General features: G+C 71.6%; 8 protein-coding genes. 2 read left to right on the top strand and 6 right to left on the bottom strand.

Translation table 11 applies throughout. The features are described 5' to 3' along the window. Window positions 1-39: 39 nt before the first annotated feature. From L324_RS09755 to L324_RS09770, 4 genes are all read right to left on the bottom strand, one after another. Window positions 40-5,388, bottom strand: a complete 5,349-nt coding sequence (locus tag L324_RS09755; protein ID WP_037305944.1) for a type I polyketide synthase — start codon at window positions 5,386-5,388, stop codon at window positions 40-42. 10 nt (window positions 5,389-5,398) lie between these two features. Next, on the bottom strand, window positions 5,399-8,863 hold the full coding sequence (locus L324_RS09760; RefSeq protein WP_037305807.1) for a non-ribosomal peptide synthetase: 3,465 nt from the start codon (window positions 8,861-8,863) through the stop codon (window positions 5,399-5,401). Next, the gene (locus L324_RS09765) at window positions 8,860-12,288 is read right to left on the bottom strand and encodes a beta-ketoacyl synthase N-terminal-like domain-containing protein (protein ID WP_037305808.1); all 3,429 of its coding nucleotides are present in this window, start codon (window positions 12,286-12,288) and stop codon (window positions 8,860-8,862) included. The genes L324_RS09760 and L324_RS09765 overlap by 4 nt, the downstream gene beginning before the upstream one ends. A gap of 488 nt (window positions 12,289-12,776) precedes the next feature. Beyond that, window positions 12,777-14,186: an alpha/beta hydrolase family protein gene (locus L324_RS09770; protein ID WP_037305809.1), complete on the bottom strand. Its 1,410-nt coding sequence runs from the start codon at window positions 14,184-14,186 to the stop codon at window positions 12,777-12,779. Between the two features lie 217 nt (window positions 14,187-14,403). Here L324_RS09770 and L324_RS09775 point away from each other — a divergent pair, with 217 nt between their 5' ends. Together L324_RS09775 and L324_RS09780 are read left to right on the top strand one after the other, a co-directional pair. Continuing rightward, window positions 14,404-15,414: a hypothetical protein gene (locus tag L324_RS09775; RefSeq protein WP_152546780.1), complete on the top strand. Its 1,011-nt coding sequence runs from the start codon at window positions 14,404-14,406 to the stop codon at window positions 15,412-15,414. Window positions 15,415-15,536: 122 nt separating this feature from the next. Further along, on the top strand, window positions 15,537-17,096 hold the full coding sequence (locus tag L324_RS09780; protein WP_037305812.1) for an alpha/beta hydrolase: 1,560 nt from the start codon (window positions 15,537-15,539) through the stop codon (window positions 17,094-17,096). 275 nt (window positions 17,097-17,371) lie between these two features. On the opposite strand, the gene L324_RS09785 is transcribed toward L324_RS09780, so the two are convergent. Beyond that, complete coding sequence (locus tag L324_RS09785) at window positions 17,372-17,854, bottom strand: hypothetical protein (protein WP_037305814.1); 483 nt, start codon at window positions 17,852-17,854, stop codon at window positions 17,372-17,374. Window positions 17,855-18,176: 322 nt separating this feature from the next. Next, window positions 18,177-18,611, bottom strand: a complete 435-nt coding sequence (locus L324_RS09790; protein ID WP_037305815.1) for a hypothetical protein — start codon at window positions 18,609-18,611, stop codon at window positions 18,177-18,179. Window positions 18,612-18,680: the final 69 nt, after the last annotated feature.

Raw genomic sequence — 18,680 nt, forward strand, 5'->3', positions numbered from 1 at the left:
GTGGCAAGTGTCGTTAGAACGGCACTTGCCACTCACGACTCAGCGCTCGAGCTTGGGGATGGTGGTCCGCGCGGGTTCGGCGGGCGCCTCGGTCTTGCCGGCGCGCAGCTCCTCGATCCGCTCGGCCAGAGTGGCCACTGTGGACGCTTCGAACAGCGTCTTCATCGCCAGCCGCGTCCCGGTGGCCTTGCGCACCTGGGCGATGAGCTGGATGGCGACCAGCGAGTTGCCACCGAGGGTGAAGAAGTCGTCGTGCACGCCGATCTTCTCCACGCCGAGCAACTCGGTCCACTGGCGGGCGATCTCGGCCTCCAGGTCCGTGCGCGGGGCGACGTAGTCGTCCTCCGACACCTTCACCGGAGCTTCGCCGGGCTCGTCCAGTTCCTCGGCGCTGACCCGGTGCTCGATCAGCTCCCGCACCGGGAGGGTGGTGATCACCACCTGCCCGCCGAGGCCGGGGGCCAGCGCCCGGACGAACGCCTCGGCGCCGTCCACCGGCCGGATGCCGGTCGACGTCCCGGCAGACTCCACCGTGTCCACAGTGGCCGCCGTGGCCGCCGTGGCCGCCGTGGCCGCCGAATTCAGACCGCCGCCGACGGCGTCCTGATCCACCTGGCGCAGCACGAAGTCCTCGATCGTGACGAGCACGCGGCCGGTCTCGTCGCACAGCGAGAGGTCGGCCGCCACCACCTGGTCGCCGCCGGAGTCGCGGTAGCGCAGGTGGCTGCGGAAACTCGCCGGGAGCGCGTCGTGGACGACGATCCGGCCGTAGCTCATCGGCAGGTAGGTGCCACTCCCCCTGCCGCGGCCGAACGCGGTCGCGACGTCCAGCAGTGCCGGGTGCAGCCCCCACGCACCGAGGTCATCCGTCGCCGCGTCGGGAGCGGTGATCGTGGCCAGCTCTTCCTCCGCGCCGATGCGGTGTTCGCGCAGCGCCGCCCAGCGCGGGCCGAAGGTGACCATGCTGGTGCGGCCGGTGCCGAAGCCGTGCCCGTCGTCGATCGGCTCGGTCCGTCCGGCCACCGCCTCGATGTCCACAGTGGACGCCGACTCGGCCGCGACCCACCCGGCGGAGCCGCGCACGTGGGTCCGGCTCGCGCCGGCGACGTGGCTGGTCACGGTGAAGTCGTCGCCGTCGAATTCCACGCGGTACTCCGCGGTGGCGCCGTCCGGAACGCCGAACGGCTCCAGGAACGCGACGTCGCGCAGTTCGACGACGTGCCCGTCACCGGGCTTCGGCAACGCCGCGGCCACTGCCGCGCGGACGATCTCCAGATGTCCCGTACCGGGCACCACCGGCACCCCGGCGATCCGGTGCTCGTCGAGCAGCCAGTGCGTGGCCGCCGAGACGAGCCCGTGCGCGCCGTCTTCGGTGCGCGTGGTGAGCACAGGGTGTTCGACCGGGCCGAGCGCCCGCGACCGGGTGGTGCGGATGGTGGTCGGCGCGGCCACCTCCGCGGCCATGCCGACCTCGTCCCAGCCACCCCAGGCGTGCGAGACCAGCCGCGCCCGCCAGCCGTGGTCACCCCGCGCGTAAGCGTCGAGGAAGTTGTTGGCGGCGCAGTAGTCGACCTGTCCGATGCCGCCGATCACCGCGGTGATCGACGAGCACAGCGCGACGAAGTCCATCGGCAGATCGGCGAACGCCTCGGCCAGCGCCAGCGTCCCGGCGATCTTCGGGGTCAGTACGGCCTCGGCCGCGGCCCGCTCCTTCACCTCGGCGACGCCGCCGCCGGGCAATCCGGCGGCGTGCACGATCCCGTCGAGGCCGCCGAACTCACGCTCGGCCAGTTCACGCACTTCACGCAGGCGCGCCGCGTCGGTGACGTCGGCGGCGACGACGTGCACGACCGCGCCCGCGGCCTCCATCCGCCGCACGGCGAGCATCGTGCGCCCGGCGCGGTCGGTGCCGCCCTGCGCGGCGAGGTGCGCGTCCCATTCCGCCCGCGGCGGCAGCCCGGTGCGGGCGAGCAGCACGAGCTTCGCCCGCACCCGGCGGGCGAGGTCCTCGGCGAGCGTGATGCCGATGCCGCCGGTCCCGCCCGTGATCAGGTACCGGCCGCCATCCCGCAGCACCGGTTCGGCGGACGCGGGCAGTTCCAGCTGGCTGTAGTCCAGCACCCAGCGACGACCGGCCCGCAGCGCGACCTCGGCCGCCACGTCGGCCGGGCGGAACAGCTCGGCGACGGCGTCTTGCGGGCGGTCGACGTCGATCCGGCGCACCACAGTGCCCGGGCTCTCCAGCGGCACCACCCGGGCGATGCCCGCGAGGGTCGCGTGCTCGGGACGGGTCAGATCGGTGCCGGTGACGTCGGCGGTACCGGTGCTCACCACGTCGATCCGCACCGGCTCACCCCAGGCCTGGACGAGGTTGAGCAGGCTGAAGAACCCGTGGTCCTGCGCGGCCATACCGCGCTCGGCCCCGGCCAGTGTCCAGGCGTGCACGACCCGCTCGGGCCGGGTGGGCAGCGCGGCCACGAGCGCGTCGTAGTCCTCACGTACCCCTGGCCGGACGGTGAATCCGGTCTCCGTCGCGGCGAATCCGTCGCCGGGACGCACCTCGGTGACCGCCACACCCGCGTCGCGCAGCAGGCCGGGCAGGACGTCGTCGACGGTGAAGACGATTGCGTCCGCGAAAGGCTCGCGTCTCAGATCCGGTTCCGCCTGCCGCCACGCCGGGACGGCGAACCACTCGGACAGGGGCAGCGGACCGCTCCGCCGCGCGGGCTGGGCGGCCGTGATCGGGTCCGGGTCGACCCAGTACCGCGTGCGCGCGTACGGGTAGCCGGGCAGCGGCACCCGGTTGCCGGGAGCGCCGAACGTCTTCGCCCGGAGAGAAACCCCGTTCGTCCACAAGAGACCGGCCGCGCCGTACAGGGTTTCGACGTCGCCGATGCGCTCGGTACGGCCCGGCAGGCTCGGCTGCGGCGCGGGCATCCCCTTCGGGACCTGGCCGCGCGACAGCCCGGACAGCTGATGCCCCGGGCCGCATTCGACGAGCGCCCAGCGGCCGCCACGGGCGAACAGGTTCTTGACGCAGTCGCCGAACCGGACGGCCTGCCGCAGATGGGAGGCCCAGTACGCGGGATCGGTGGCCTGGGCGTCGGTGATCCAGTCGCCGGTGACGTTCGACAGGAACGGCAGCGCGGGCGCGGTGCGGGAGACGGCGGCGACGGCCGCGGTGAACTCGGCGAGGACCGGGTCCATCATCGGCGAGTGAAACGCGTGCGAGGTCACCAGCTCGCGGCACTGCACGCCGCTGGCCTTGAGCGTCGCTGCGAAGTCCGCGACCGCGTCCGGCGGTCCGGCCACGACGCACGTGCCAGGTCCGTTCACCCCGGCGATCGCGAGGGTGCCCGGCAGCCGCGTGACGACGCTCTCCTCGTCGAGCTGGACGGCCAGCATCGCCCCGGCGGGCATCGACTGCATCAGGCGGCCGCGGGTGGCGACCAGGTTCAGCGCGTCCGGCAGGGTGAAGACCCCGGCGACGGTGGCGGCGACATACTCGCCGACCGAGTGACCGATCATCGCCGCGGGCCGCACTCCCCAGCTCTGCCACAGCATCGCCAGCGCGTACTCGACGACGAACAGCGCGGGCTGGGTCACTCGGGTTTCCCGCAGCGCCTGCTCACCACCGCGCCCGAAGATCAGGTCGCGCAGCTCCGGCAACTCCGGTTCGAGCAGCCGGAGGCACTCGTCGACGGCAGCGGCGAACACCGGCTCGGCCTCGTACAACTCGGCGCCCATCCCGGCGTACTGGGAACCCTGCCCGGGAAAGAGGAACGCCACGTTCGTCTCCCCGGCCTGTGCGGACACGAGACGCCGGGAGTCCCGCAGCCCGTCAACAGCGTCCTCAAGGTCACGGGCGACGACGGCCGCGCGGTGCGGGTATTCGGTGCGCCCGGCGGCCAGGGTGTGGGCCACGTCGGCGAGATCGAGGTCGACGTCCCCGGCCAGCCGGTCGGCCAGCCTCTCGACGGCGGCCGAGAGCGCTTCCGCGGTGTTGGCCGACACCCGCAGTAGATGCGCCGGGTGCGGCGTCCGGCACCGCTCGCGGACCGGCGCCTCCTCCAGCACGACGTGCGCGTTGGTGCCGCCGACGCCGAACGAGCTGACGCCCGCGCGCCGCGGCGCCGGGCCCGCCTCCCACTTCGTCACCACGCGGGCCGGGTAGAACGGGCTCGCCGGGAAATCGATACCGGGGTTGGGTTCGTCGTAGTTGATGGTCGGCGGGATCAGCCCGTGCTCCATGACCAGCACGGCCTTGATCAGCGAGACCACGCCCGCCGCCTGCGACAGATGGCCGATGTTGGACTTCACCGAGCCGATCGCGCACCAGCCGGTGTCCTCGGCCCCGTTCCCGTACACAGTGGACAGTGCGGTGATCTCCATCGGGTCACCCAGTGCGGTGCCGGTGCCGTGCGCCTCGACGTAGCCGATGGTGCGCGGGTCGATCCCGGCCATGCCGACGGCCTGCGCGATCGCCTCGGTCTGCCCGGACACGCTCGGCGCGGAGAAGCCGACCTTGGTGGCGCCGTCGTTGTTGATCGCGTTGCCCAGTACGACACCCCGGATGTGGTCACCGTCCTCGATCGCCTGCGACAGCCGCTTCACCAGCACGACCCCGGCGCCGCTGCTCCAGACCGTGCCGTTGGCGCCCGCGTCGAACGTGCGCACGTGGCCGTCCGGCGAGGTGAAGCCGTCGACACCCATGTAGCCGATACCGTGCGGCATCTCCAGGTTGACCCCGCCGGCCAGCGCCATGTCGCACTCGCCGTTGCGCAGTGCCTCGCAGGCCAGGTGCACCGCGACCAGGGACGTCGAGCAGGCGGTGAACACCGCGAGGCTCGGGCCGCGCAGATCGAGCTTGTACGACACCGACGTCGTCAGGTAGCTCGGCTGGTTGCCGGTCGAGATGCCGATCCCACCGTGCTGCGAGGCCATGATCCGCTCGTTGCGCAGCAGGTTCTCCTTCAGGTACCCGGTGCCCCCGGACCCGCCGTAGACGCCGATCGCGCCGTCGAAACGGGCCGGGTCGTAGCCCGCGTCGGTCAGCGCGGCGTGGCACGACTGGAGGAACAGCCGATGCTGCGGGTCGGTGATCTCGGCTTCGCGGCTGGTCATGCCGAACAGCTCGGCGTCGAACTCGTCGAAGCCGTCGACCATCGCGGTGGCGTTCACCCAGCTCGGATCGTCCACAGTGGCCGGTTCGGCGCCGCGGGCGATCATCTCCTCGCGGGTGGCGGGCACGATCGACTCGACGCCGTCGACGAGGTTGCGCCAGAACTGCCGCGCGTCACGCGCGCCGGGCACGCGCACGTCCAGTCCGACGATCGCGATCGGTTCGGCTCCGGGATCGCCGGTGCCGGTTTCGGGGAGGTGGGTCACGGTGGTGCTCCTATTCGGGACCGGCCGGGCCGGCGGTGCGACGGGGTCTTCTGGTCTGGATGCGGCCGCGGCGGGCGGCGACGCGCTCGGCGGCGCGGGCCAGCTCCGGGGCGGCACCGCCGCCGGAGTGCAGGTGCGCGGCGAGGGCACGGACGGTGGGATGGCTGAACAGGTCGACCATCGGGATCCGGCGGCCGAGCCGGGCGGTGAGCTGGGCGTGCACCCGGGCCAGCGCGAGCGAATGCCCGCCCACGTCGAAGAAGTTCTCGCTGTGCCCGACTTCGGCGACGCCCAGGACGTCGCACCAGGCACGGGCGATCACGGCCTCGGTCGCGGCGAGCGCCGCAGGGTCCGCCACCGTCGGCCGGGCCAGGGCGCGGGTCGTCCTCGCGTCCGGCGCGGCGGTGCGGACGCCCGCCCGCGGCAGCTCCGGCACGGTCGTCCCGACCGGCGCGTCCGGCGCCGCGGCCAGCGCGGCGAGCAGGGCGACGTAGTCCTCGGCGAGCCCGGCCATCCGGACGTGGTCGAACAGGTCCGGGTTGTACAGCAGCTCGACGCCGTCGTCGTGGACGTACACCGTGAGGTCGAACGGCGACCCCGGCTTGTCGACCGGCAGCCACGCCGAGGTTACGCCGGGCAGGTCCAGCCGCGGCTCGCTGAAGTTCAGGACGTTGAACATCACCTGCACGAGCGGGGCACGCGCGGGATCACGGGGCACGCCGAGCGCCTCGACGAGCCGCTCGACCGGCGCGGCCGGATGCGCGGTCGCGGCGAGGAGTTCCGCGCCGCCGCCGCGGACGTGCGTGGCGAAGTCCGCGGCGTCGTCGGCCCGCAGCCGCACCGGCACGATGTCCACGAAGAACCCCGCGACCTCCTGGAACTCGGCGAGCTGCCGGTCCGCGACGACCGTGGCGACCAGATGGTCGGTCGCGCCGGTGAGCCGCCGCAGCAGCTGGCCGAACGCGGCGAGCAGCACCCCGGCGCGGGTCGTGCCGGTGCGGGCGGCCAGCGCCCGCACCGATTCGTCGGCACCGTCCGGAAAGGACTGACGCAGGCTCGCGCCCCGATAGGTCTGCACGGCCGGGCGCGGCCGGTCTCGCGGAAGATCCACTGTGGACGGTGCGCCGGTCAGCCGCCCGGTCCACCAGGCGACGTCCACGGCCTCCCGGCGTTCGTCGCGTCCGGCCCGCCAGACCGCGTAGTCCGCGTAGGACGCCACCGGTGGTGGCAGCGGCTCACCCCGGTAGGCCGCCGACAGGTCCGCGCACAGCAGCTCCTGCGACCAGCCGTCGAACACCGCGTGATGCAGGGTGAAGCCGAGCACGTGCTCCGTCTCGCCGAGCCGGTAGAGCCGCACGCGCCAGGGAGCCTCGCGGTCGAGACGCACGGGCGTCGCGGCGTCGGCGGCCAGCCGGGCCCGCAGGCCCTCCTCGGTCACCGGCGCCACCGGCAGCGGAACCTCCGCCGTCGGCAGGCGGTCCGCCAGCGGCGCGCCGTCGACGGCCCGGATCCGCCAGCGGAGTACGTCGTGCCGCTCGGCGACCGCGCGCAAGGCGTGACGCAGCGCGTCGACGTCCAGCGCGCCGGTCAGCCGGAATGCCATCGTGATGTTGTACGGCGCGGCGTCCGGGGCGAGCTGGTCGAGGAACCACAGCCGTCGTTGCTGCGGCGACAAGGCGGGCGCGTGCCCGGTGGTCAGCCCCGGCCCGGTCAGCGGGGACGCGGCCGCGACCCGCCGGGTGAGCCCGTCGAGCGTGCCACCGGCGAAGACGTCCTCCGTGGCGACGTCCGCGGCCAGTTCCGCCCGCAGCGCCGCGACCAGGCGCATCGCGGCGATCGAGTTTCCGCCCGAGGCCAGGAAATCCGTCCCCGCGCCGTCGCCGAGCACGCGCCGCCAGAGGGCCGCGACCGCGCGTTCGACCGGGGTGCCGAGCGGGCCGAGGTCCTCCCGGTGTCCCGCCAGCGCCGCTTCGGCCAGGTCGCGCAGCGCGGGCCGGTCGATCTTGCCGGTGACCGGGTTGACCGGCAGCCGGTCGAGCACCCGGATCGCGGCCGGGCGCATCGCCGCGGTGAGCCGGTCCCGGCCGAGTTCGTCCACATCGGACGGTGCGGACGCCGGTGCCAGGAAGGCGACCAGCCGGGTGCCGCCCGGCCCGGGGACGGCCGCCACGGCGGCGGCGTCGACGTCCGGATGGGCCGTGAGCGCGGCCTCCACCTCGCCCAGCTCGATCCGCTGGCCGCGGACCTTCACCTGCCGGTCGGCTCGGCCGGCGAATTCGAGACGGCCGTCGGGCAGCTCGCGGGCCAGGTCGCCGGTGCGGTAGAGCCGTTCCCCCGGCGTGGTCGGGTCGTCGACGAACTTCGCGGCGGTCAGCTCCGGGCTGCCGAGGTAGCCCCGCGCGAGGCCCGGCCCGCCGATGAGCAGCTCGCCGATCTCGCCGGGCGCGACCAGCCTCAGCTCGGTGTCCACGACGTACGCCCGGTGGTTCGGCGTCGGGCGGCCGAGCGGCAGCGGGTCGGCGGGAATGCCGGTGACCTCGTCGGTGACGACCACGACGGTGGTCTCCGTCGGACCGTAGGCGTTGAAGAACCGCCGTCCCGGCATCCAGCGCGCGGCGAGTTCCGCGGGCACCGGCTCACCACCGCAGGCGATGAGGCGCCAGCCGGGAACGGCTTCGGGGTCCACCATGGACAGCAGCGTCGGCGTGACGAAGCCCCACTCGACGTCGTGCTCGACGAGGAACCGCCGCAGCCGCTCGGGGTCGGCCCGGTCGGCGGCGCTGGTGAGCTGGACCGATCCGCCGTGCGCCAGCGGGACGAACACGTCCATGGTGAAGGCGTCGAAGGCGAGCGAGGAGATGCCGAGCGCCCGGGCGCCGGGCCGGATCCCGAGGGCGGCGGCGAACCCGGTCACGAACGCGACCACGTTGCGGTGACTGGTCAGCACGCCCTTGGGCCGTCCGGTGGAGCCGGAGGTGTAGAGGAGGTGGACGAGATCGTCCGGCCCGGCGGGGCATTCGACAGACCCGACAGGCCCGTCCGCGGGCGGGGGCACGTCGAGGGCCTCGATGCCTTCCGTGGTACCGAATTCGGCCCGCGCGCGGTCACCGACGACGAGGGAGATCCCGGCGTCCGCGGCGATTTCGGCCAGCCGTGCCTTCGGGCCGCCGGGTTCGAGCGGCACGTAGGCGGCCCCGGACAGCAGCACGCCCACGACGGTCGGGATCAGCTCCGGGGTCCGGTCGGCGCAGACACCGACGCGGGTGCCGGGTCCGGCGCCCCTGGTCCGCAGCAGCCGGGCGACGCCTGCCGCCGACGCGACCAGTTCGCGGTAGGTGAGCCGGGCGTCACCCTGCCGGACGGCGACGGCGGCCGGGGTGCGCGCGGCCTGGGCGAGGATCAGCTCGGTGAGGGTGGTGTCCGGATAGGACAGTGGCGGGCCGTGGCCACCCGCGACGGGCAAGGTGTCGGTCACCGAGGGGTCTCCTGGTCGGTTGCGTGGTGAGACGGTGGGGCGATCCAGTGCCGCTCCCGCTGGAACGGGTAACCCGGCAAGGGGACGCGGCCGGGATCGCCGTCCACTCCCCCTTCGAGCTCGCCGCCTGCGGCCCAGTGGACAGCCAGGTCCCGCTTCGCCCCGGCCGGGCCTTCGACGTCGGTTCCGTTCGCCAGCAGCGCGTCGAGGGCGGCGACCGCCGACGTGGCCGAGTCCGCCACCACGGCGGCCCGGCACGCGAACGCCCTCCGGACAGAAAGCGTGTAGGCCACGTCGCCGAGGTCCGGTGCGTCAGTGGCGAGCCGCTCGCGCAGCCGGGACACCGCCTCACGCAACGCCTTCGCGTCACGGGCGGACACCGGCAGCACGAACGGACCGCTCGCCGCCTGCCGTGGCGGGGCGGCGGGGGCCTCCGCCACGATCATGTGCACGTTCGTGCCGCCCATGCCGAACGAGCTGACCCCGGCCACCCGCCGCTCGCGGGCGGGCCAGTCGGTGGCCTTCGCCGGGACGTACCAGGGGCCGCCCGCCAGGTCGACCTCCGGATGCGGGGCGGTGAAGTGCAGGCTCGGCGGGATGACGCCGTGCCGCACGGACAGCACGGCCTTGATCAGCCCGGCGACGCCCGCCGCCGCGTCGAGGTGCCCGATGTTCGTCTTCACCGAGCCCAGCGCACACGTTCCCGGGGGCGCGTCCCGGTAGACGCGGTTGAGCGCGGCCACCTCGATCGCGTCACCCAGCGGGGTGCCGCTGCCGTGGGCTTCGAGCAGCGCGACCTCGTCCGGCGCGATCTCCGCGACGGCCAGCGCCTCGGCCACCGCGGCCGCCTGCCCGGCCGGTCCCGGTACGGCGTAGCCCGCGCGGTCCGGGCCGTCGTTCGTGATCGCCCAGCCGGGCAGCACCGCGTAGACGTGGTCGCGGTCGGCGACCGCGTCCGCCAGCCGCCGCAGCACGACCACCCCGGCGCCCGAGCTGAACCCGGCGCCCGCCGCGTCGACGTCGAACGCACGGCACCGGCCGTCCGGCGAGACCAGCCCGCCGCCGCGGTACCGCGGCCACGTCACGTTCGCCCCGCCGGCCAGCGCGACGTCGCACCGGTAGTCCGCGAGGCTCTGCGCGGCCAGCGCCACCGCCGCGAGCGAGCTGGAGCACGCGCTCTGCACGGCCACCGCGGGCCCGGTCAGGCCGAGCCGGTAGGCGACCTGGCCGGGCAGGTGGTCGGTGAGCTGGCGGCCGGTCAGCCGCCCCTCCCAGTCGTCCGGGTCGACGTCACCGGTCACCGCCGGGTTGCCGAACAGGTGGAACAGGAAATAGCGGTTCACCGAGGTCGACGTGAACACCCCGACCGGCCCGGTCTCGGCGGCGGGGTCGCGTCCCGCGTCCTCGAGTGCCTGCCACGCCGTTTCGAGGAACAGCCGGTGCTGCGGATCGGTCCGCGCGGCCTCGTCGGCGGTGAACCCGAAGAACCCGGCGTCGAACTCCTCGACACCTTCGATCCGGCCGCCCGCGCGCACGTACGCCGGGTCGGCACGCAGACCCGGACCGATGCCCAGCGCCACCAGCTCGTCGTCGGTGTAGTCGTGGATCGAGTCGGTGCCCGCGCAGAGATTCCACCAGAACGAGGCGGCGTCCGGCGCGCCGGGGAACCGGCAGGCCAGCCCGACGACGGCGATGAGGTCCCCGGCCGGTTCCTCCGCGGCGGCAGGCGGCGGAGCGTCCGAAGTGGACTCCGTGAACCAGGCGGCCTGCCCGGCGATCGTCGTGCGCTCGAACAGGGCGAGCAGCGGCACCTCCACCCCGAACTCGTCGGCCAGCCGCGCCTGCACCCGCCCGAGCCGCAGCGAATCGCCACCGGCGTCGAAGAACGCTTCGGTGCGCCCGACCCGGTCACGGCCCAGCACCGCGCACCAGATCCGGTGCACGCGTTCCTCGGCCGGGGTCAGCCGCTCTGCCGGGACGGTCGCGGCCGTCCGCGGGTCCGGCAGCGCCCGTTCGTCGAGTTTTCCGGTGACGGTCAGCGGGAAACCGTCGAGGACACCGACGGCGGCGGGCACCGAGTAGCCGGGCAGGACCTCCGCCAGCGCGGCCCGCAGCACCCGGCCGTCCGGACGCGGGCCGGCCGCGGTCACGTAGGCGAGCAGGTCGCCGTCGCGCACGATCGCGCGGGCTTCGGCCACGCCGGGCTGTTCGGCGAGCCGGGCCTCGACCTCGGTCAGCTCCACCCGGAAGCCGCGGACCTTGACCTGCCGGTCGAGCCGGCCGAGGCAGACGAGGTTCCCGTCCGGAAGCCGCAGGCCGAGGTCGCCGGTCCGGTAGCGGCGGCCGCCGTCGGCCGTCACCCCGAACGCCGGGCTCGGCTGGTCGAGGTAACCGTCGACGAGATGCCGTCCGCGTACTTCGATTTCGCCGCTGTCCAGCACGGTGAGCGTGAAACCGGGCAGCGCGCGCCCGATCGGCAGCGGCCCGTCCGCGTCCGGGTCCAGCTCGGCGGCGGTCGTCCGGTAGTGCGCGGCGAAAGTCACCTCGGTGGCGCCGTAACCGTTGACGAACACGCAGTCCGGGGCGAACCGGCCGCGGCGGACGTCGGCGTGGGTCGCCTGCTCGCCGCCGAGCAGCACGGTCCGCACGGACGGGAGGCCGGTCTCGCCGAGGACGTCGAGCAGGTGCCGGTAGACCGTGGGCGTCGAGTGGTAGACGGTCACCCCGTGCCGGCCCAGCTCGCGCGCGGCGTGGGTGAGGCCGTGCGCGCGCAGGTCGACCGGCACGAGCGCGGCACCGGTGAGCAGTGCCGGGTAAAGGTCCGGGATCGCCGCGTCGAAACCGAACGACGCGAGCAGGCTGAGCCGGTCGGCCGCGGTGATGCCGAGCGCGTCGATCTGGTTGTCGACGACGTGCAGGAGGTTGCGGTGGGTCTGCGCGACGGCCTTCGGCAGGCCGGTGGACCCGGAGGTGAACAGCACGTACGCCGGGCTGTCCGGATCGGATTCGGGCACCGGGAGCGGCGCGGTCTCCCGGCCCGCGCGCACCAGCCGCGCGGATCCGGTGCGGCACAAGGACTCCGCCAGCTCGACGTACTCCGGATCCGCGAGCACGGCGGTCACCCGCGCGGCCGCGACCTGGTACTCGAGACGCTGCCGGGGGAACGTCGGGTCCAGCGGGACGTAGGTGCAGCCCGCGGCCAGGGTGCCGAGGATCGCCGCGATCGCGGCGCTGCCGTGCCCGGTGACGAGCCCGACCCGCTCCCCCGGCCGGACACCGGCGTCGCGCAAGCGCAGCGCTCGGCCGCCCGCGAGCCCCGCGAGCCCGGCGTAGGTGAGCCCGGTGCCGTGTTCGAAGACCGCGATCCGGTCGGGCGACTGCCGGGCGTGCGTGTCGAATCGGCTGACGCAACCGGCTTGTGTCATCGGGCGTCGAGCAGTCGCTCCGAGGTTTTTCGGGCGCGCGACAACAACGGCGTGGACTTCATCTTGCTCCCCAGTGAAGATTCAGGCGAAGAATTACGCAAGGTTAAGACGCACGGTCGCGCGGAGGAATACGAATTCCGAGGATTTAGTCCGAACGATCTACCGATATTGGACCATACGTCGCAGCTATCCCCGTCATACGACCGAATCCGCAGCCCAGACGGGAGTTTTCGACCGACCTTCAGCCACCGTCCACACTCGACTGATCACTTTCAGTGAGGTGTCGGATATTAACGAACACCATGCCCCGGAATACGTTCACGAACAACCGGCCGACGAATTCGCCAAATCGATTCAGAATGTGTTCCGGACATAGTGCGTTCGAATCCCGGTCCGGGCAGCGCGGAAATATCGCCCTGACGGGAGCGGCGCCCCGCCTCGTGGGCGCCTTCCCCGCCAAAGCAGGGAAGGCGCCCACCCAGGGTGGATCAGAACGGCAGCGGCGCCCGGACGACCTCCAGCTCGGCCGGGTTGACCACCGGCCGCGTGCCGGCGGTTTCGAACCCGACGTCGGCCCAGCGGCGCACGATGTCGGTCGCCGCGAGGCGGTCACCGGCGGCGAGAAGAGAGATCTTCGCGCCGTGGTGCGCACCGGGTGCGGTGTACAGGTGCGAGTCGTACGGACTCGGCGTGAACCGCTCGGCGCTCCAGGGGTCGTTCTCCCCGTAGACGAACATGATCCGCTGCGCGGAGGTGCGCACCCACCGGTCCACGTCGACCATCGGGTCCGGGTTGTGCGCCCGGTGCAGCTCCGGCGGCACATTGGAGTACACCGACGACGAGTCCGGGTACTTCAGGTAGGGCCGCACGTGCGCGAACTGCGGCTGCGGCCAGCCGAGTTCGGTCATCGCGTGGAAGTAGTACGGCGTCATCTGACCGAGATCGCTGTCACCGAACGAACCGAAGGCGACGGTCTTGTCGATGCACTCGAAGATCTGCTCGGTGGTGGCGGAGACCGGCGGCACCTTCGCGCACTCGCCCTGGCCGAGGAACTGCCAGAACGCCCAGCCGAGCATCATCACCGACTTCTCGAAAGCCTGGTCGAGGCTGCCGACGATCTTGTCGTAGGTCCAGCCGAACTTGGCCGCGTACTGCGTCAGCAGCGCGACCATCTCCGGCCGCCGCTTGAACGCCTCCACCTGGAGATCGGCGAGCGCGGTGCGGCAGGCCTCGGGGCCGACGGACGCGAAGAACCGGTCGTAGGCGCTGTCCTCGTCGTTGTCGCGGTCGTTCGGCGCCACGTACGCGACGACACCGTCGACATCGCCCGGGTAGAACCGGCTGTGGTAGACCGAGGTCATCCCGCCCTTGCTGGCCCCGCTGGAGAGCCACTTCTTGGGGTAGAGCGGCTTCAGCGCGTTCACCAGCCGGTGATGATCGGTCGCCGCCTGCCAGATGGTGAGCTGGTCCCAGTTCACCGGCTCCGGCCGGGACGGCGGGAAGAACCTCTGCTCGGTCGAGATCTGGTTGCCGCCGACGAGCTGCGTCGTCTCGGTGCGGAACGAGGTCGGATAGAGCCCGTACCCGGTGGTGTGCAGGATCATCGGGCGGTCGACCGCCTTGTGCACCAGGCTGAACCGCTGCTGGAAGGTGGCACCGTCCGGCCGGCGGTGGTCGACGGGCTGCGTGTAGGAGAGCACGAAATAGCGATGCTCCGGGGCCGGTGGCGTGCCCTCCGAGAGCACCGTCAGACCCGGGATCCGCTTGAGCTGGTCGACGATGTCGTCCTGTGGCGCGGCATCCGCCGCACCCACCGGACCGAGCAGTCCCGCGACCATCGCCACCGCGGCGCCGACGGCCGCGGTTCTCCATGATTTGGTGAACAAAATCGAACTCATTTCTCGGACATGTCGTCCCCCCAGTCGGTGACGACGACGAGAGTTTGGCCGAAATCGCCGTATTCGTCCCCCGAACGGGTGAGGCCACGGTGTGGCGGCCGTCACAGCGGCAGTGTCGTCCGAGGATCTGTGTCAGCTGACGCAGACACCCTGCCCGCGGATCTGCGAACGTCCCGATCAGCCGGAAGGACCGGCTGACTCAGATCAGGGGGACGACATGACGCCTACACCGAAATCTCGCAGAACCGCCGTGGTCACCGGGATGATCGCGCTCGGCGCGCTGCTCGCCGCGCCCGCCGAAGCGGCGACGGCCCAGGAAGTGGCGTGCACCTGGCAGGCCAAGACCCTGCCGGTCCCGGCGGGGACGGTCTCCGCCTCGGTCGACGGCACCGACGGGCGGGGCGAATTCTCCGGGCAGGTCTCGGACGGCTCGGTGTCGCGGATCATCCGGTGGAAGCACGGCGGGTTCACGCTGCGGGACATCCCGGCCGGCTACGAGCGAGCGTCCGTGAACGACCAGAACCGATGGGGAGACATCGTCGGCTACGCCGCGACACCCGGCTCGGCCGACTACGCGTCGTTCGTCCTTTCCGGGAGCACCTACCGGTTCCTGCCGACGCTGGAGGGACACCGCTACCCGCGCGCTTCGGCGATCAACTCCCGCGGTGACGTGGTCGGCGTCGTCGCCCATCTCGATCCGTACTACGAGGTCCCGGTGCTGTGGCCGGCGGGCGGGAATCCCGTCGCGATCACCAACACGCAGAATCTCTCGAACCCTGTCGACATCGACGACGACGGCACGGTCCTCTTCGGCGACGGTTCGGGCGGGCCGTACACGTGGAAGGACGGTGTCCTCACCTCCTACGCGCTTCCGGCGGGTTATGACGACTCCTCGCCGGTCGCCATCAGCGCGGGCAAGGTGATCGCGTCCCTGTCGGCGGACGGCCGTTACACCGGCGACGGTTTCGTCTGGGACGGCCCGCGGTCGCCGCGTCGCCTCGAACGCAACACCGGCGTCTTCGCCATCAACCGGTCGGGAGTGATCGGCGGCCAGATCGACACCCAGCAGATCGGCCCGCCCGCGGTGTGGGACGCCACCGGGCAGCCGACGCGGCTTCCGCTGCCGGACGGCGCTTCGGGCGGCCGGGTTTCGGTCGTGGGTGACGACGGACGGATCGGCGGCACCGCCGGATGGTCCACGCCGGTCGCCTGGCGCTGCGCGGGCTGAGATCGGCCCCTCGCATTCCGCCGTCGGAATGCGAGGGGCCCCAGCATGATCTTGGCGAATACGCGGACGAGCGGACGGCGTTGCCGCTACAGTCCCCCGGTCCGATCGAACTGGGGGTTCGAATGAGGAGATTCCTCACCATCGGCCTGACCGCGCTGCTCACCTTGAGCACCGCGGCGGCCGTCAGTACACCGGCGTATGCCGCTTCGCAGCTCGACTTCGGGGCCTGTCCGGCGGATATCGCCCAGGCGTACCCGGCGCTGAAATGCGCGACGGTCAACGTCCCGCTCGACTATTCGCGGCCGTTCGGCGCGCGGATGGACGTGCTCGTCTCGAAACACGCCAGCACCGACCCGGCGAAACGGCGTGGCGTGCTGTTCGTCAATCCCGGCGGCCCGGGGATTTCGGCGGCGATGCTGCCGGGCAGGCTGTCCCTTCCGAACGCGACCGGGTACACCCGGCTGCCCAAGGAAGTGCTCGAGGCCTACGACATCGTCGGCCTCGATTCCCGCGGCACCGGCCACAGCCAGCCGCTCAGCTGTGTCGGCGAGGACTACTGGCGCGGGCTCCAGCCCGACCCGGACCGGCCCGAGGAACGGGACAAGAGCTGGGAGACCTGGAAGGCCTTCGCCCGCTCATGCGCGGAGAAGAACGGCGAAAAGCTGAAGTACACCGGCAGCCGCAACGTCATCCAGGACATGGACCGGGTACGCACGCTGCTCGGCGAGGAGAAGATCAGCTACCTGGGATATTCCTACGGCACCTACCTCGGCAGCGCGTATGCCGAGCGGTACCCGGACCGGGTGGACCGGATGATCCTCGACAGCTCGATGAATCCGGTGGAACCGCAGATGTGGTACCACAACTCGACCGGTCAGGTCACCGCGGGCGTCGCCCGTGAACGGGCCTACCTGAGCTGGATCGCCAAGTACGACAACGTGTTCCACCTCGGCAAGAGCTACGAAGAGGTGAACGCGGCCTGGCGGAAACTGCTCGGCGACTTCCGGAAGTCGCCGCACGGGCCGTCGAAGAACGTCGGCGCGGTGGAACTGATGGACGTCTACATCGCCAACCTTTCCCACGAGCTTTACTGGGAACCCCTCGCGAAGGCGATGGCCGACTACGTCCTGCGCGGCGACGACCGTGCCGTACTGGACTGGGCGACTCCCTCGGGTGGCGCGGCGGGCGAGAGCTACATCGCCGGGATGATCTCGATCGCCTGTGTCGACTCCGAGGCTCCGACGGACCGGGCGAAGATCGAAGGAGACTTCGGTGAGCTGGCCAAGACCAGCGATTTCGCCTGGTACAACGTGTCGATCCCGTCCGCCTGCGCCCACTGGCCGGTGCGTGACCAGCGGATCGTGCCGTCGGGAAGGAATCTGCCGCCGACTCTGCTGTTCGGTGTCGAAGGCGATTCCGCGACGCCGTACGCGAACACGGTCGCGATGCACAAGCAGCTGCCCGGTTCGGTCCTGGTGACCGAACGCGGTTCGGGTACCCACTGCGTGTTCGGCAGCCACCCGGCGATGGCCAATCCGGAGGCCCAGCGGATCGGCAAGGAATACCTCGTCGACGGCGTGCTGCCGAACGGTGACCTCGACATCGCGCCGCATCCGCTGCCGGTGCCGACGGCGGGAACCGCGGCGGCCGCGCGGCCGGCCGTCGTTTCGCAGCACTCGTGACACGCGCTGACCCGCCCCCGTTCCCACCGGGGCGGGTCAGCGTCGCGAAAGTCCCGGAGACGGGAGGGTGTGTGGAAATAGGGACAGTGAACGTCCCTGTTTCCACACACCCCTTACCCTGAGCGACAACGCGCGCTCTCGATAACCCGACACCGCGACCTTCTGCCGGATAGATCACCAGCGCCGTGGGCGCGCAGGGCCCAGTGCGCGGAAGACGTCATACCCGTGACGACGACGTTGTCCACTGTAGACAGTTCAGGGACGGTCCGCCTGACTCAGCGCAGGTAGTGGACCTCGCCTCGCAGCGCGGGTGCGGCCGGGCTGCCGCACCGCTGTTCGAAGGTAGCGTCAAGGGCAGTGAGTCCTTCGGCGCCGCGTTCGACGCGGCTGATCGTGAACGTCGAATAGTCGTCCGTACAGCCCAGACTGGTGACGATCGCGAGGATGTGGGCTCCGCCCGCGTGATCGTACGAGCCGACCTGGAGCGCGCCCGACGGACCGCTGAAGTCGAGTCTGAAATAGTAGCGACCGTTATCGGCGTCGGCGTCCACGCGCAGGACATCGCCGACCTCGCGGATCACCACCTCGTGCTCGGGCGAGTCGGCCCAGTACCCGCTCTTCCCGTCGACCGGGAAAGCACCCTGTTCGGCCGCGAAGTCGATGCTCGCGATCGGCTCGTCGGCCACCGCGACGGGCGCGAACACGCCGATCAGGCCCGCGGCGACAACGAGTGTGGTGAAAGCATGACGAAGCTTCATGATTCTCCTCGGTGAACGCCGCCCCCAGTGAGCGGACAGCACCGATCTTGCCAGCGGTTTCCTTCGCTCCACACGAGTAGAACTACTCTGCCGTATCCCCGGCGCGGATCCTTTGAGGGGTATTGAGGGGTAGGGCAGATGTCCCCAATGTGGCATTGGAGACGTTCAAGGTCTCCAATGCCGCATTGGGGACACCGGCACCGAAACACGGGCCCGGATCCCGTTCTGAAGGGAACCTTCGAGACGCTCCACGTCCGAAAGGGGGCCTTCAGGACATCCTGGTGCGGCCGCGGACGGTGTTCCGGTGGTGCGTCCCGCTTCCTCATTCTCCGGACAGGTCCGCTTCCGGCGGATACACCCAGGTGATGCCCAGCGAGCCCAGGCCGCGACTCACCAGATCCTGCCGGACTTGGTGCGCGGTGCATCCGCCGTAGACCAGGTGGGTCAGCCGCATCCTCTGCGGGTCACGGGTGGGCTCCGCGATCAAGCTGAGCAGGCCGTCACCATACGCGTGATGTTCGACGTGCTCGTGAGGACCGGCGTACTCCCCCTTGATCATGGCCTCGTAGTCGCGGCGCCCGTTTTCGGACAACGTCGCGTACAGCTCGTCGACCAGGACCTTCACCTGTGGCAGGTGATCCCGGTGGTGGGTGATCAGATTGGTCCGCCGCCAGCTGCCGTCGCCCTGCGATTTACCGGACACGAAACTCTCCTTCGGCTCCGCGGTGAACGCCCGCCCTTCGACCAACGGTGACACAGGGTTTCCTTGGCGCAAAAGGGACTTTCGAGCGGGGAGCAGCGGACCGAAGGTCCTCTCCGAGGTGGC

Source organism: Amycolatopsis orientalis DSM 40040 = KCTC 9412 (assembly GCF_000478275.1).
Classification (GTDB): domain Bacteria; phylum Actinomycetota; class Actinomycetes; order Mycobacteriales; family Pseudonocardiaceae; genus Amycolatopsis; species Amycolatopsis orientalis.